A 15,609-nucleotide genomic window follows, 5' to 3' on the forward strand; every position below is an offset into this window, starting at 1 on the left:
AAGCTCCGCAGGATTTCGGGAAGGGGCGGGGTGGGGAAGAAAGCCCGCCGCAGGCGCAACGGCGCTCACGCGTCCCCCTCCAGATCACCCTCGAGCTCCAGATACGTCGCCCGCAACCGCTCAAGCGTCGCCTCGTCCGGCGAAGCCCAAAGCCCCCGCTCAGCCGCCTCGAGCAGCCGCTCGGAAATCCCCCGCAAGGCCCACGGGTTGGACTTCTGCATGAACTCCCGGTTCTCCTCGGAGAACACGTACTCGGCCGAGAGCTTCTCGTACATCCAGTCATCCACCACACCCGCGGTGGCGTCGTACCCGAACAGATAGTCCACCGTCGCGGCCATCTCGAACGCCCCCTTGTACCCATGCCGCCGCATCGCCGCCATCCACCGAGGATTGACGACACGGGCCCGGAACACCCGGTGGGTCTCTTCCCCGAGCGTCCGCGTCTTGACCTGCTCCGGCACGGCACTGTCACCCACGTACGCCTCGGGCGACTCCCCGGTCAGATGCCGCACCATCGCGACCATCCCCCCGTGGTACTGGAAGTAGTCGTCGGCATCGACGAGATCGTGCTCGCGCGTATCGACGTTCTTCGCGGCGACGGCGATGCGCCGGAACGCGGTCTCCATGTCCCCGCGAGCAGCCCGCCCGTCGAGCCCACGGCCGTACGCATAGCCGCCCCACACCGCGTACACCTCGGCGAGATCCGCGTCGGAACGCCAGTTGCGTGCGTCGATCAACGGCAGCAGCCCGGCCCCGTACGCCCCCGGCTTGGACCCGAAGATCCGGGAGGTGGCCCGGCGCCGGTCGCCGTGCGTGGCGGTGTCCTCATCGGCGTGCGCCCGCACGTAGTTGACGTCGGCATCCTCGTCGAGCTCCGCGACCGCCCGCACGGCGTCGTCGATCAGCCCGACCACATGCGGGAACGCATCCCGGAAGAACCCGGAGATACGCACGGTCACATCGATGCGCGGCCGCCCGAGCTCGGCGGCCGGCACGATCTCGAACCCGGTGACCCGCCGCGACGCGTCGTCCCACACCGGCCGGCACCCGAGGAGCGCCAGGATCTCCGCGATGTCGTCGCCCTGCGTACGCATGGCCGAGGTGCCCCACACGGTCAGCCCGACCGACTTCGGGTACTCCCCGGTGTCGGTCAGATACCTGCCCACCAGCGAGTCGGCGAGCGCCTGCCCGACCTCCCAACTCAGCCGTGAGGGAATGGCCTTGGGGTCGACGGAGTAGAAGTTGCGCCCGGTAGGCAGCACATTCACGAGCCCACGGGTCGGCGACCCGGACGGACCCGCCGGAACGTACCCGCCGTCCAACGCCCGCAGGATGTGCCCGATCTCATCGGTGGTACGCGCGAGCCGGGGCACGACCTCCTCGCAGGCGAACCCCAACACGGCCACGGCGGGCGGCAGTTCGACGCCGAGCACTTCCCGTACGAGGGGACGCACCGCCTCCAGCGCCCACTCCCGAGCCTCCATGCCCTCGGCAAGGCGCCGGCACAGCAGCTCAAGCAGATCGATCGCATCGGAGGCGGTCCGGGCGGGCCCGTCCACCAGAGCGGTCAGCCCGTCGGCGACCTTGACCGCAGCCCCCGGCTCCCCGAGCAGCTCCTTCTCGTCGAGCCCGAAGTGCTCGGCGAGCGCGGCCCGCAGCCCCGGCAGCGCGTTCGCGGTACCGCCCCACACCTGCGAGGCCCGCAGGACGGCAAGCACCAGGTTTACCCGAGGCTCACCCTCCGGCCCGCCACCCAGCACATGCAGACCGTCGCGGATCTGCACGTCCTTGATCTCGCACAGATAGCCGTCGATGTGCATGACGAACTCGTCGAAGGCGGTGTCGTCCGGCTGCTCGTCGACATGCAGGTCGTGATGGAGCTCGGCGGCCTTGACCAGCGTCCAGATCTGCGCCCGCACCGCCGGCGCCTTCGTCGGGTCCAGGTCGCTGACCAGCGCGTACTCGTCGAGCAGCTGCTCCAGCTTCGCCAGATCCCCGTACGTGTCCGCCCGCGCCATCGGCGGCACCAGATGGTCGACCACCGTGGCGTGCCCGCGGCGCTTGGCCTGGGTGCCCTCGCCGGGGTCGTTGACGATGAAGGGATAGATCAGCGGCAGCTCACCCAGGACCGCATCGGGCGCGCAGCCCCCGCTGAGCCCGAGCCCCTTGCCCGGCAGCCACTCCATCGTGCCGTGCTTGCCCATGTGCACGACGGCGTCGGCGCCGAAGGAATTCTCCAGCCACCTGTACGCCGCCATGTAGTGGTGCGACGGCGGCATGTCCGGGTCGTGGTAGATCGCGATCGGGTTCTCGCCGAAGCCGCGCGGCGGCTGGATCATCACGACGACGTTCCCGAACTGCAGGGAGGCGAGGACGATTTCGTCGCCGTCGACGTACAGCTGGCCCGGAGGCTCGCCCCACGCCTCCAGCATCCCGTCCCGCAGCTCCGGGTCGAGCTTGTCGAACCAGGCCCGGTAGTCCGCGAGCGGCACCCGCGCCGGGGCGGCGGCCAGCTGCTCCTCGGTGAGCCATTCGACGTCGTGGCCACCGGCGGCGATGAGGCGGTGGATCAGCTCGTCGCCCTCGGCGGGGTGGCCCTCGACGACGTAGCCCGCGTCCCGCAGCGCGTCCAGGACCCGCACCGCCGACGCCGGGGTGTCGAGCCCCACCGCGTTGCCGACCCGTGAGTGCTTGGTCGGGTACGCGGTGAAGACGAGAGCCAGCTTCTTCTCGGCGTTCGGCTTGTGCTTCAACAGGGCGTGCCGCACGGCGATTCCGGCGACCCGCGCGGCCCGCTCGGGGTCGGCGATGTACACCGGGACGTCGTCCGGGCCCTGCTCCTTGAAGGAGAACGGGACAGTGATCAGGCGCCCGTCGAACTCGGGGATCGCGACCTGCATCGCCGCGTCCATGGGGGAGAGCGCGGCATCCGACGCGTCCCAGGCGCTGCGCGAGGAGGTCAGGCAAAGCCCTTGCAGGACAGGGATGTTGAGGTCGGCCAGGGCCCCGATGTCCCAGGCCTCCTCGGCACCGCCGGCCGAAGCCTCCGAGGCATGCGCCCCGCCGGCCGCGAGGACGGTGGCGATGAGCGTGTCGGCCTGCCCGATCAGCTCGTACAGCGCCGGGTCGGCGCCCCGCAGTGAACCGCAGTACACGGGAAGGGCGTTGACGCCGCGCGCCTCGATCGCGTCGCACAGGGTGTCCACGAAGGAGGTGTTCCCGGACAGCTCGTGCGCCCGGTAGAACAGCACGCCCACGGTCGGCCGCGAAGGGTCGGCCGCCCGGTCCCCGTGCACCCCGAACTCGGGCATCTTCAGGGGCTCGGCGCTGCGCCGGTCGCCGTCGGACACTCCGGGGCGCAGTACGTCCTCGGTGAGGAACTTCGCCAGCTCCCGGAGGTTCCCGGCGCCGCCCTCCACCAGGTACCGCAGCGCCTCGGCCACGGACCCGGCGTGCACGGTCGACTCGGCCATCAGCTCCGCGTCCGGCACGGACTCGCCGCCGAGCAGCACGGTCGGGATGCCGGACTTCTTGAGCGCGGCGAGCCCGTCCTCCCAGGCGCGCTTGCCGCCGAGGAGGCGTACGACGGCTATGTCCGCACCCTCGATCAGGCCCGGCAGTTCACCGGTGACATCGACCCGGGTGGGGTTGCCGATGCGGTACGCGGCGCCCGAGGCGCGCGCCGCGAGCAGATCCGTGTCGGCGGTGGACAGAAGCAGGACGGTCATGAAGGTGCCCCCGGAGCAATGAACGGGAGGCCGGCGGGTGCGCCGGTCTCGATCAGGCGCAAAAGCGCATCCGTATCCGCGTGTTCTTCGATCAGGTCGCCGAGCCGGTCGAGCTGCTCCTCGCGCAGCGCGCCGAACGACGTGTCCGGGGCCGGCACGAAGCGCCGCCCCGCGGCGGCCGCGACCTCGCGCAGGAAGGCCCGCCGGAACGCGTCGCTCTCCAGCGACCCGTGCCAGTGCGTGCCCCACACAGCGCCGACGCGGCAACCGTCCAAGAAGCTCTCGCCGCCGAGGACTTCGGCGACGCCGTGATGGATCTCGTACCCCTCGACGGGCTCGCCCAGGGCCTCGCCCACGGGCCGCTCCAGGGTCTTCTCGCGCGCGAACCGGACGCGTACGGGCAGCAGTCCGAGCCCGTCCACGGCGCCCGCGCGCGACTCGACGTCGTCCTCGATGTGCTCGCCGAGCACCTGGAAGCCGCCGCAGATGCCGAGCACCGGACGCCCCTCGGCGGCCCGCCGGGCCAGCGCGTCCGCGAGCCCGCGCTCGCGCAGCCACTGAAGCGCCTTCACCGTCCCGCGCGTCCCCGGCACGATCACCAGGTCCGCGTCCACCAGTTCCTCGGCGCGGTCGACGAAACGTACGACCACACCCGGCTCGGCGGCGAGCGCGTCCACATCGGTGAAGTTGGACATCAGCGGCACCGCGCACACGGCGACCCGCAGCACGTCCTCGCCGACCGGGGGAGCCACGACCGACTCCCGCACGGTGCCGCGCAACGACACCCGGAGCCCGTCCTCCTCGTCGATGCCGAGCCCGTGCGCGAAGGGCAGCACACCGTACGTACGCCGCCCGGTGAGGTTCTCCAGCATGTCGAGGCCGGGTTCCAGGAGGGACACATCGCCCCGGAACTTGTTCACCAAGTACCCGGCCACCAGCGCCTGGTCCTCCGCGCTGAGCAGCGCCGTCGTACCGAAGAAGGACGCGAAGACCCCGCCCCGGTCGATGTCGCCGACCACGACGACGGGGAACCGCGCGGCCCGCGCGATGCCCATGTTCACGATGTCCGTACGCCGCAGATTGATCTCGGCCGGACTGCCCGCCCCCTCGCAGATCACCGCGTCATAGCTGCCCCGCAACTGCTCAAGACAGTCCACGACCGTCCCGAGCAACGCCTCTTGGCGTCCCCCGTGATAGCCGCGCGCGCTCATCTCGCCCACCGGCTTGCCCATCAGGACGACCTGGCTGGAGCGGTCGCTGCCCGGCTTGAGCAGCACCGGGTTCATCAGCGCGGTCGGCTCGACGCGGGCGGCCTGCGCCTGCATGGCCTGGGCACGGCCGATCTCGGCGCCCTCGCGCGTGACGAACGAATTCAGCGACATGTTCTGCGCCTTGAAGGGCGCGACCTTCACGCCACGGCGGACCAGCCAGCGGCAGATCCCGGCCGTGACGACGCTCTTCCCGGCATCGGAGGTGGTCCCGGCCACCAACAGTCCACCGCTCATGACCTGCACCTCTTCTTCCGTACGAGGATCCGCGCCGCCGCACACACGGCGAGCGCCCCCCAACTCACCCGCCGCGAAAGCCGCACGGCCCGCTCGATGTCGTCGACCCCCACTTTGCGCCCGGCCGGGTTGAGCACCGGCCGGTGCTCGACGCGTCCGCCGTACGACAGGGTCCCGCCGAGCCGCACCCCGAGCGCGCCCGCGAAGGCCGCCTCCACGGGGCCCGCGTTGGGGCTCGGATGCCGGTCCGCGTCCTCGCGCCAGGCCTTGGCCGCACCGCGCCGGTCCCCGCCCGCGACCACCGCGAGCGCCGCCGTCAGACGGGCCCCAGGCCAGCCGGCCACGTCGTCGAGCCGGGCCGAAGCCCAGCCGTAGCGGCGGTACTTGACCGACTTGTGCCCGACCATCGCGTCGAGGGTGTTCACGGCCCGGAACCCGACAAGCCCCGGCACCCCGCCGACAGCTCCCCACACGAGCGCCCCGACCACGGCGTCGGAGGTGTTCTCGGCCACGGACTCCACGACCGCGCGCGCGATCCCGTCCTCGTCCAGGGCCTGCGGGTCCCGCCCGCACAGATGGGGCAGCCGCTCCCGCGCCACGTCCACGTCACCCGCGGCCAGCGCGCCCCCGATGGCCCGCGCCTCCCGGCCGAGCGAAGTCCCGCCGACCACCGCCCAGGTGGCGGCGGCCGTCAGCGCGAAAGAGGCGCGACGAGAGGCACGTACGGCATGCGAAACCAGCGCGGCGGCGCCCACGGCACCCCCCACGCACACAGCGGTGTGCAGCGCGCCCCACCCACGGTGGTCACGCCACAGCACCCGCTCGACGGCGCCCGCCGCGCGCCCGAAAGCGGCGACCGGATGCCCACGGCGGGGATCGCCGAGCAGCAGGTCGCCGAACAGTCCGGCGGCGGCGCCGTACGCGAAGTCGCGATCGGCAGGCACGGTTCAGCCCGCCGCTACGCCTCGAAGGACCCTGAAACAGGAAGCACTTGACGCACTGGGTGCCCGCAGGGGCACAGGGACAGCTGAACGGCAGCCGCGCATGGCGAATGTCCTCACTCAGGGTCCGCGCCCTGGTTCGACGTGACCGGCGGAGAGAGTTCCTGGCTTCCGGGGGAGTGAACCCCCGGTGACAGTGGCGGGACCGCGCCGGATTCGCACCGGCTTCCTCTGCTGCCGCCGTAATTGGCTCCGGAAGTCCACCACGCTCCGCGAGGCCCGTCAACTCGGCTTTGACCTGCGGCTAAAGAGTGTGCCGAGGCCCACACGAGGACACACGAGAGCGGCGCCCGGCGACCTCGGAAAGTCGCCGGACGCCGCTCGCGTCGCGGTGCTCCGGATCCGTACCGTCAGGTGACGAATCCGTCGATCGCCGCCGTCAGGTGACGATCAGGAAGATTCCGTACGAGACCGCCGCCGCGCACAGTGCGAAGCAGGCGTACGCCCCCGAGCGCGCGAGCGCCGCGGAGCCGCCGGAAGCCGCGGCCTCCTCCTGCTTGGAGAGACCGAGGATGCCCAGGGTGAACAGGGCCACCAGGGAGACGGTCGCCAGAAGGCTGACGCCGAAGACGGAGCCGAGAGCTGCCCAGTCGATGTTCATGCTGCTGTCCTTACTCTCCGAGCCCGGGGGCTCAGACCGTCGCCGTAGCCGGGCGCGCGGGATCCGCGACGGCGGGGGCGGTGGGGGCCGGGATGGTCGTCTTGACGTCCTCGGACGTCTCGACGGTGGCGGCGGCCATACCGGCCGGCGGCGGGGTGACCGCGGCGATCGCGGTGGTCACGACGCCCGCGGGCTCGGCCTCGGCGACATCCGTGATCTCGTCGTTCACGACGTTGGTGTGGTCGACGACCTGGCGGCGCGAGATGAACCAGATCGCGGCACAGGACGCGACCAGGAAGACCGCGACGGCCGCGATGCCCCAGTCGCCCTGCCGGGCCACGAACTCGGCGCCCGCGGCGACCAGACCGGCGGCCGGCAGGGTCAGACCCCACGCGACGAACATCCGGGTCGCGGTCGACCAGCGCACCACGCCGCCCTTGCGGCCGAGGCCCGCGCCCATCACGGCACCCGAGCAGGAGTGCGTGGTGGAGAGGGAGAAGCCGAGGTTCGACGAGGCCAGGATGACCGAGGCGGCCGAGGTCTGGGCGGCGAAGCCCTGCTGCGGCTGCAGATCGGTGAGGCCCTTGCCCATGGTGCGGATGATGCGCCAGCCGCCGAGGTAGGTGCCCATCGCGATGGCCAGACCGGCCGAGACGATGACCCAGACCGGCGGGTTGGAGCCGGGCGCGAGCGCGCCGCCGGCGACCAGGGCGAGGGTGATGATGCCCATCGTCTTCTGCGCGTCGTTGGTGCCGTGCGCGAGCGAGACGAGGCCGGCAGAGGCGATCTGGCCGCCGCGGTAGCCCTTCGCGGAGGACTTCGCGGTGATGTTCTTGCCGAGCTTGTACGTCAGCCGGGAGGCCAGGTACGCGGCGAGACCGGCGACCAGCGGAGCGGCGAGCGCGGGGATCAGCACCTTGGTGACGACGACACCGCCGTTGACACCGGAGAAGCCGATGGACGCGACCGTGGCGCCGATCAGACCGCCCATGAGGGCGTGCGAGGAGCTGGAGGGAAGGCCGACCAGCCAGGTCAGCAGATTCCACAGGATGGCGCCGACGAGCGCCGCAAGGATGACTTCGGGCTTGATGCCGTCTTCACTCACCAGACCGCTGGAGATCGTCTTGGCGACTTCGACGGACAGGAATGCTCCGACGAGGTTCAGCACCGCGGACATGGCCACCGCGGTCTTGGGCTTGAGTGCGCCGGTCGAGATGGTCGTCGCCATCGCGTTGGCGGTGTCGTGGAAACCGTTCGTGAAATCGAACACGAGAGCTGTCACGATCACAATCGCGAGCAGCAGCGTTATGTGTTCCATTTACCCAGGCAATCGCTCGATGTCAGTGGCTGGACGAACGTAAGCAACCTGAGTGAACGGAAGATGAACTGGGGCGGGCGGTGTGGTGTCCCAAAGCGGGAGGCCGCCTCTCCCTTCGGTTCGAAAGCGGCGGCACCCGCCCGGGGATCCCGGCGATCCGCCCCCCGGTCTAGCCCCGGGCGAACCGCTTGAGCTGGGTCATCGACCCGTTGAAGAGATTCTGATCACCCGGCAGCCGGCCGCTGCCGTTGTCGTACTGCCAGAAGGTCAGGTAGCCCCAGCCTTTCGGCAGCTCGCCGGGCGAGGAGCCGTAGCGGGCCAGCCACAGCGCGTGATTGTCACCGAAGCCCGCGTAGTTCCCGGTGCACCGCTTCCACCAGTTCGTGTTGGTGTAGATCACGGGCCGGCGGCCGGTCTGCCGCTTGATCTCGTTGCTGAAGGACGCGACCCAGCCGACCATCTCGGACTTGCTCAGTCCGTAGCACTTCTTCGAGCTGTACGGGTTGTACTCGATGTCGAGCGCGGGCGGCAGCGTCCACCCGTCGCGCGACCACCTGCCGCCGTTCCTCAGGAAGTAGGCGGCCTGCGACTTGCCGGACGACTCGCTCGGCACGGCGAAGTGGTACGCGCCCCGGATGATGCCCGCGTTGCGCGAGCCGTTGTACTGCTGCGAGAAGTAGGGGCTCTTGTACCAGTTCGACTCGGTGGCCTTCACGTAGACGAACCGCGCGCCCTTGCTCTTGGCCTTCTGCCAGTTGACGTTCTTCTGGTGCGAGGAGACGTCGTGCCCCCGCGGCTTGCCCGCCGCGTGCGCCGGGATCTCGGCGAGGGCGATTTCCCCCAGGATCAGCGCCGCGACCGTGGCGGTAGCCGCGAGGGCGCGGCGCCTGCTGAGGTGGAAGCGACGGTGGGACGGTTTGTGATCACGAGCCATATTTCCCCCCGGATGGCGACGTGCATGACAAATCTCCCCGAGATTACCGGAAGCTCACGTCATGCCCGCTGATGCCCATCGATCTCCAGCCAATCATCGGTACGGGAGTATCTATCCCCATATGCGGCCTTACGGACTCCTACGCTCCGCACTACAGTGCCCCGGCGGCTGCCCGCTGGCAGGATCGCGGCCATGGTTGCCATGGATGAGGACATGCGGCGGGCGTGGGACGAGCTGGTCGCGACGGCCCGCAGGACGGTGACGGACGGCCTTGTCGTCGGCACGTCGGGCAATGTGTCGGTGCGGACCGGGGGGTCCGACGGTCTGATTCTGGCCACTCCGAGCGGAGTGCCGTACGACCGCCTCGGTCCGGACGACGCGGTCGCCGTCGACCTGGAGGGCAACCAGCTCATCGGCACGCTGAAGCCCACCAGCGAGCTGCCCCTGCACCTGGAGATCTACCGCACCACCTCCGCCGGCGCCGTGGTCCACACCCACGCGGCCCACGCCACGGCGGTATCGACGCTGGTGGACGAGCTGCCCCCGATCCACTACATGGCAGCGGCCCTCGGCGGCCCCGTCCGAGTGGCCCCTTATGCCCTGTACGGAACCCCCGAATTGGCCGAGAACGTACGCAACGCTCTGCTCGACCGCACGGCCTGCCTTCTCCAGAACCACGGCACGATCACCTACGCCGACACCCTGCCCACGGCCTACGACCGCACGGCCCAACTGGAATGGATGTGCCGCGTCTGGCTCATGTCCCACTCGGTACCGGGCCTGACACCGAGGGTGCTGTCGGAGGGGGAGTTGGGGGAGGCGGGGGAGAGGCTGCGGGGGTATGGGCAGAGGTAGGGGTGCGCGCTGCCGTTCCGCTTCCGCTATGGGCAGGCGTTCCGCAGGCCCTTGCCCACCCGCACCCTGTTCCTGCTGTGGGCAGGCGTGCCGCAGGGCGGCACGGGTGGGCACAGCCCGGAGGTGCCGGACGCCGGTAGATCGGGGCCCGGGTCCAGTCGGCGCCGGATGCCGATAGACGCGGGCCCCGGCCAAGCGGGCGCGGGATGCTCGCAAGGCAGGGCCCGACCGAACCCGTGCGCCCAAACGCCCCCGCCCACTGGCCGGTAGGCCCAAAGCCCACGAAACTGAACCCGTGCGCCCCGCCACCGCAACAGCCGCCGCCCTCTCCGCCGTCCTCGGCGCCGGCGCGGCCGCGATCGCCGCCGGAAGGTTCGCCAGCGACGCCGCGCTCAAGACGCCCCCGGGCCGCCCGCTCCCCAGCGACCCGGCCCTCACCGTGCACGCCACGGCCGCGGGCCAGATCACCCTCACCCGCTCCCTGGCCTCCCAGCGCCCAGGCGTCTACGGCCTGAGCGGCGACGGCTGCCACGCCGTCGTCGGCCCCGTCATCGAGAGCGCCCCGCACGCCGCGGACACGGTGGTACGCCGCCTCGAAGGGGTCACCCACGGCACCCTCACCGCCGGCGACCGGGTCTGGCTCACCCCCCAGGTCCACCTCGGCAACCCCCGCGACGCCCTCGGCCTCGACCACGCCGACGTGGACATCCCCGGTGAACTGGGCGGCCTGCCGGCCTGGTTCGTGCCGGGCATCCGCGACACCTGGGTGATCACGGTCCACGGCCTGGGCACGACCCGCGAGCACCCCATGGTCGTCATGGACTTCCTGCACGCCCAGCGCTTCCCGGTCCTCGACCTCGCCTACCGCGGCGACCTCGGCGCCCCGCGCTCCCCGGACGGCCTCGGCCACCTCGGCGAGACGGAGTGGCGCGACCTGGACGCGGCGATCCGCTACGCGATCCGGTACGGCGCCGAGAACGTGGTCCTGCACGGCTGGTCCACCGGCGCCTCGATGGCGCTGCACGCCGCCGCGAACTCCGCACTGCGGGACCGGATCAGCGGCCTCGTCCTGGACTCGCCGGTACTCGACTGGGAGGCCACGCTCCGGGCGCTCGCCGCGGCCCGCCGCACCCCCACGGCCCTGCTCCCGCTGGCGGTACGCGCCGCCCAGGGCCGCGCCGGCCTGCGCGGCGACCGCATGGCCCAGGCGGCGGACCCGGACTCCCTGAAGGTCCCGACCCTGATCTTCCACGGCCCGGACGACGCCCTCGCACCCTGGACCCGTTCCCGCCAACTGGCCGCGGCCCGCCCCGACCTGGTCACCCTGCACACGGTCCCGGAGGCCCCGCACGCGGCAATGTGGAACGCCGACCCGGCAACGTACGAGGAAACCCTCCGCCGCTTCCTCACCCCGCTGATGTAGCTGCTCAGGTCCGGCCGCCGACAACCCAGGCCCTAGGGCCTGTCCGGCGGATCTTCGCGGGCCCACGACGCCTGGCACGCACGCTCGCCGCACGCCCGAATCACCCAAGTACGTCCAGTACGAGGGCGATCCGGGCGCACGCCGAGAGCACGCACCAGACGCCGCGGGCTCTTCCGCGAAGATCCGCCGGACACGCCCTAACCTCCCGTGTGGACCTGGAACGCCGCCCGCCGCACGGCCTTCGCAAGGGCCGGATCCGGATGGGCCGCGGCCAGCGCGACCAGGACCTGCACGGTCCGGGGATGCCCCACCGAGCGCACCTCCTGGAGCAGCGCCGGAACCGTCGGCTGGACCGCGGACTCCAGGTGCCGGACGAGGAGTTGGGCCTCACCGTGGTCGGCGACCGCCGCGGCCGTGTCCACCCACAGCCAGGTCGACTCGGCCCGGGTCAGCACGGCGTGCACGTCCTCGGGATCCGCACCCTCGTGCTCGGCGAGCCACATCAGCGCATAGGGCCGCAGCGACGGCTCGTGCAGGGCCACCCTGACGTCGGGCTCGGCGGGGGCGCCGACGACCCGCAGCGCCTCGAAGGCCAGGCCGCGCAGGAGCGCGTCGTCGCCGCGCGCGGTGTCGAGGAGCTCGGAGACGGCGCTGCCGACCGGCCGGGCGGCGAGCCAGGCCCGGTACTCGGCACGGGCCGCGTTCGGCCGGAGCCGGGCGCAGCCGCGGAGCATGCCGTCGGCGGACTGCTCGATGTTCCCGGCGGGGCTCTGCGCGGCGACGATGATCTGCTCGAGCTTCACCCAGACCGCCCAGCTGCCCAGCGGGGTGAGGGTCGCCTGGCCCTCGCCGAGGGTCAGCGCGCCGACGGCGGCGAGGCCGTCGAGGGCCCACTCCAGGAACGGCAGCAGCGGCAGGGCGGGATCGACCGGCTCGGGCTGCGGGCCGTACGGGATCTCGCAGCGCTCGTCCCGCAGTTCGGTGACCCGCTGCTCCAGGAGGTCCAGAAGCTGGGGCACGGGCACCGGCCCGGCCGACAGCTGCAGGAAGGACAGCAACTGGGGCACGGCCTCGACGACTTCGGCGATCGACGCCGGGGCCAGCGCGACCGGCGCGGGATGCACAAGCGACCAGGCGTCGAACAGCGCGACCCAGCCGCGCAGCACGGCGGAGTCGTCCCGGTCCCAGGCACGCAGCCGCCAGCCGGGGCGGGCGGCGCTGTCGTGCACCTCGACGAGGCCGGCGAGCCGGGCGGTGTCCCAGTCGGTACGTACCTCCTTGAGCGTCAAGTCCAGGTCGGCGGCGGCCTGTTCGGAGGTGGCCGCGGACAGGATGCCGCCCGGTCCGGGGCGCAGCGTGATGTCGCGGACGCCCACCGCATCGGCCCAGCGGGCGATCCGCGCGGCCCCCGCGAGACAGCTCCGTGCCAGGCCGGCCAGGACCGCGGGCGCGGGGGTGCCCTCCGGGGGCCGGGGGGCAGGTCGGCGCGGCTTCGCCACCGCGCGGGGGGCGGCGGTGAGCGTGCGCGGGCGGACGAGTCGGAGCCTGGAGTCGCGCGGGGTACGGGACGTCACGAGGGCAGTCTTGCCGCTTCTGCCGCGAAAGCCCAAACGGAGGGGTGTGCCGCGCTTTCCCGGGCGCCCCGCCGTCCGCCGGGGCGACGGTCAACCCCGGTGTCCCGCACAGCGGTACGGGCACCACCGACGAGCCCTGCCGACGGGGCCCGCCGCCGTGCCCCCGTCCCGTGGCCGGCGCTAGCCGCCCACCGCCGGGGCGTACGTCCCGAAGCTCCACACATTGCCCTCGATGTCCCGCGTCATGTAGTCCCGCGCCCCGTAGTCCTGATCCGTCGGGGGCATCAGAATCTCCACGCCGTGCTCGACGGCCTGCTTGTGGTGTGCGTCCACATCGTCCACGTGCACGAAGAGGCCCGCGGGCCCCGCGTCCGCCATCGCCTTGGCGAAGGCCCCGCCGCGGCCCTTGGAGCCCACCATCACCATGCCGTTCCCGTACGACAGCTCGGCGTGCTCGACCAGGCCGCCCTCACCCTCGTACACCGCGATCTCGGTGAACCCGAAGGCCTCCGTGAGCTGCAGAATCGCGGCCTTGGCGTCCGCGTACAGCAGTGTCGGGGTGATGCTCGGTGTCTGTGCCATGACGCTCTCCCCTTCCAGGATCCGGCCAGCGGATTGTGACCTGCGGCACAGTCTTGCAGCAGGGTCTGACAATCCCGGCCGAGCGCTCACCGGAAGGTGTTGCACTGCGCCATGTCGCCCGAGCGATAGCCCTGGTAGAACCACTGCTGCCGCTGCTGGGCCGAGCCGTGCGTCCAGGATTCGGGGGTGACCCGGCCCTGGAACTTCTCCTGGATCCGGTCGTCGCCCACCGCGGCCGCCGCGTCCAGGCCGTCCCGGATGTCGGTCTCGGTGAGCTGGGTGATCAGCGGCCTGCCGGTCGCCGGATCGGGCGTCGTCGTCGCGTGGTGGGCCCACACCCCGGCGTAGCAGTCCGCCTGGAGTTCCACCTTCACGGCGTTGCTGTTCTCGCCGGTGCGGCCGTCCTGGGAGCGCTTCAGCGTGCCCATCAGGTCCTGTACGTGGTGGCCGTACTCGTGTGCCACGACGTAGGCCTGTGCGAAGGGGCCGCCGCTGGAGCCGAACTTCGTCCGCAGCTCGTTGAAGAACCCCAGGTCGATGTAGACCTTCTGGTCGCCGGGGCAGTAGAAGGGGCCGACCGCCGAGGTGGCCGTGCCGCACGCGGTGCCCACGCGGTTGGTGAAGAACACCGTCTGCGCGTCGGTGTAGCGGCCGTTGCGGCGCGGGAACTCCGCCCGCCAGAAGTCCTGGACGCTGTTGACCACCGCGACCAGGCGGCAATCCTCCTTGGTGTTCGCGTCCTGCCCGGTCTTGCAGGTCTGCTGGACCTGCGCCGCGCTCGACGCGGACGTCGCAGGCTGGTCGTTGCCGGACGTCAGGCCCAGGTTCTCCGGCCCGACGCCGAAGAAGAGCCCCATGAACAGCGCGATGATGCCCGCCAGGCCACCGCCGATGGTCGCCCTGCCGCCGGGAATCCGGCTGCCCCGGACGTCCTGGACCTCGGACGTGTCCAGATTGGCGTCGTCGTCGAACTGCATGGGCGCACCACCCTCTGCTCCACATCCCGGGCGACGGCCCGCCGCCCTTCCGCCGAGTATCGGCCACTTCATCCTGCTTTGCCCCTTGACGCGTGGCGTGGGGCGGAGGGCTGAACGGGGGAACGGCCTCGGCCTCCTCCGCCGTGTCGTCCCCGCCCGCGCCGCCCGCCGCGCGGGCCGCCGCTACGCTCTGCGCCTGATCCGGGGGCCCAATGCCCGCAAGCGCCGAAGAAGTGTGGAAAGGGGGGGCAAGGTGACGGCACTGTCGTCGATCGAGATGACCGGGGTGCGACCCCCCGGTGTCCCGGGGCCCACCCGCCCGTCGCGCCCCCCGCGGCCGCCGCGCCGCCGCGGCCGCCTGATGCTGCCGGTGGCCGTGGCCCTGCTGGCACTCCCGCTCGCGACCGCCGCCCACGAGGCGCGCCCCGCCCCGTACGGCGACCACCTCACGTCCTACGCGCGCGTGGACGACGACGCGGCGCACGCGCGCGTGCCCGATCAAGAGGCCCACGCGCGCGCGGGCGACGGCCGGCCCGAACCCCGGCTGCGTAAGAGGGGAGCGGCCGTCGAGGCGTACGACCCCGCCACCGGCCGTCCGAGCTGGACCTACACCCGCGAGGACCGCCGCCCGCTCGCCCTGCTTCCGGCCCCCGGACACGCCCTCACGCTCTGGGACGACGGCCTGGTCACCGACACGGTCCGCGCCGACGGCAGCGCCGTGCGCTGGCACCGCGCCATCCCGGCCGGCCGGGCCTGGCTGGCCACGCCCGCCGCCCGCGCGGGCACCGGCGTGCTCCGGCACCTGGACCGCGACGCGCACATGATCGCCGTCGTCACGCCCCACCGGATCTCCGCCTACCGCACCGCCGACGGCGACCTGCGCTGGGTGCTGCCCGCCCGCCGCGGCTGCGCCTTCGAGCCGGCCAGGGCCGTCCGCCACGGCCACGCCCTGATCGTCGCCCAGCCCTGCACCGGCCCGAAGGCCGCCTGGCCCGGAGACCTGGTCGCCGTGGACGGCCTCGGCCACATCACCCCGCACCGCAAGCCCCTGGGCAACGCCCTGCCCGGCGCCGCGACCCGCCCGCGTTAGCGGTCCCCGGCGGCAGTCCGC

General features: G+C 72.1%; 12 protein-coding genes and 1 riboswitch. Of the genes, 3 read left to right on the plus strand and 9 right to left on the minus strand.

Features of this window, described 5'->3' with window-relative positions; genetic code table 11:
* Positions 1–65: 65 nt before the first annotated feature.
* The 6 genes from cobN to OG430_RS37185 all read right to left on the minus strand — a co-directional run bounded on the left by cobN (position 66) and on the right by OG430_RS37185 (position 9,087).
* Positions 66–3,728 (minus strand): cobaltochelatase subunit CobN, encoded by a 3,663-nt coding sequence (gene cobN, locus OG430_RS37160; protein WP_327357051.1) that lies wholly within the window; start codon positions 3,726–3,728, stop codon positions 66–68.
* Positions 3,725–5,233, minus strand: coding sequence for a cobyric acid synthase (locus tag OG430_RS37165; RefSeq protein WP_327357052.1), 1,509 nt, complete (start codon positions 5,231–5,233; stop codon positions 3,725–3,727). Before OG430_RS37165 ends, cobN begins: the two co-directional genes overlap by 4 nt.
* On the minus strand, positions 5,230–6,177 hold the full coding sequence (locus OG430_RS37170; protein ID WP_327357053.1) for a cobalamin biosynthesis protein: 948 nt from the start codon (positions 6,175–6,177) through the stop codon (positions 5,230–5,232). Before OG430_RS37170 ends, OG430_RS37165 begins: the two co-directional genes overlap by 4 nt.
* Before the next feature lie 85 nt (positions 6,178–6,262).
* Positions 6,263–6,434: riboswitch (cobalamin riboswitch) on the minus strand.
* 179 nt (positions 6,435–6,613) lie between these two features.
* A complete protein-coding gene (locus OG430_RS37175) occupies positions 6,614–6,835 on the minus strand; it encodes a hypothetical protein (RefSeq protein WP_327357054.1) in 222 nt (73 codons plus the stop codon).
* A 31-nt stretch (positions 6,836–6,866) separates the two neighbouring features.
* Positions 6,867–8,153 carry an inorganic phosphate transporter gene (locus OG430_RS37180; protein WP_327357055.1) on the minus strand — a complete coding sequence of 429 codons (1,287 nt, stop codon included), beginning with the start codon at positions 8,151–8,153 and terminating at the stop codon, positions 6,867–6,869.
* Between the two features lie 169 nt (positions 8,154–8,322).
* Positions 8,323–9,087, minus strand: a complete 765-nt coding sequence (locus OG430_RS37185) for a lysozyme (RefSeq protein ID WP_327357056.1) — start codon at positions 9,085–9,087, stop codon at positions 8,323–8,325.
* Positions 9,088–9,279: 192 nt separating this feature from the next.
* Between OG430_RS37185 and OG430_RS37190 the strand changes: the two genes are divergently transcribed.
* Together OG430_RS37190 and OG430_RS37195 are read left to right on the plus strand one after the other, a co-directional pair.
* Positions 9,280–9,942 carry a class II aldolase/adducin family protein gene (locus tag OG430_RS37190; protein WP_327357057.1) on the plus strand — a complete coding sequence of 221 codons (663 nt, stop codon included), beginning with the start codon at positions 9,280–9,282 and terminating at the stop codon, positions 9,940–9,942.
* A gap of 295 nt (positions 9,943–10,237) precedes the next feature.
* Positions 10,238–11,365 carry an alpha/beta hydrolase family protein gene (locus OG430_RS37195; protein WP_327357058.1) on the plus strand — a complete coding sequence of 376 codons (1,128 nt, stop codon included), beginning with the start codon at positions 10,238–10,240 and terminating at the stop codon, positions 11,363–11,365.
* A gap of 197 nt (positions 11,366–11,562) precedes the next feature.
* Here OG430_RS37195 and OG430_RS37200 read toward each other — a convergent pair whose 3' ends face one another.
* The 3 genes from OG430_RS37200 to ypfJ all read right to left on the minus strand — a co-directional run bounded on the left by OG430_RS37200 (position 11,563) and on the right by ypfJ (position 14,498).
* A complete protein-coding gene (locus tag OG430_RS37200; RefSeq protein WP_327357059.1) occupies positions 11,563–12,939 on the minus strand; it encodes a hypothetical protein in 1,377 nt (458 codons plus the stop codon).
* A gap of 180 nt (positions 12,940–13,119) precedes the next feature.
* A complete protein-coding gene (locus OG430_RS37205; RefSeq protein WP_327357060.1) occupies positions 13,120–13,521 on the minus strand; it encodes a VOC family protein in 402 nt (133 codons plus the stop codon).
* An 86-nt stretch (positions 13,522–13,607) separates the two neighbouring features.
* Positions 13,608–14,498, minus strand: coding sequence for a KPN_02809 family neutral zinc metallopeptidase (gene ypfJ / locus OG430_RS37210; protein WP_327357061.1), 891 nt, complete (start codon positions 14,496–14,498; stop codon positions 13,608–13,610).
* Between the two features lie 253 nt (positions 14,499–14,751).
* Here ypfJ and OG430_RS37215 point away from each other — a divergent pair, with 253 nt between their 5' ends.
* Positions 14,752–15,588, plus strand: a complete 837-nt coding sequence (locus OG430_RS37215) for a hypothetical protein (protein WP_327357062.1) — start codon at positions 14,752–14,754, stop codon at positions 15,586–15,588.
* Positions 15,589–15,609 lie beyond the last annotated feature (21 nt).

Origin of the sequence: Streptomyces sp. NBC_01304 (assembly GCF_035975855.1) — a bacterium.
GTDB lineage: Bacteria > Actinomycetota > Actinomycetes > Streptomycetales > Streptomycetaceae > Streptomyces.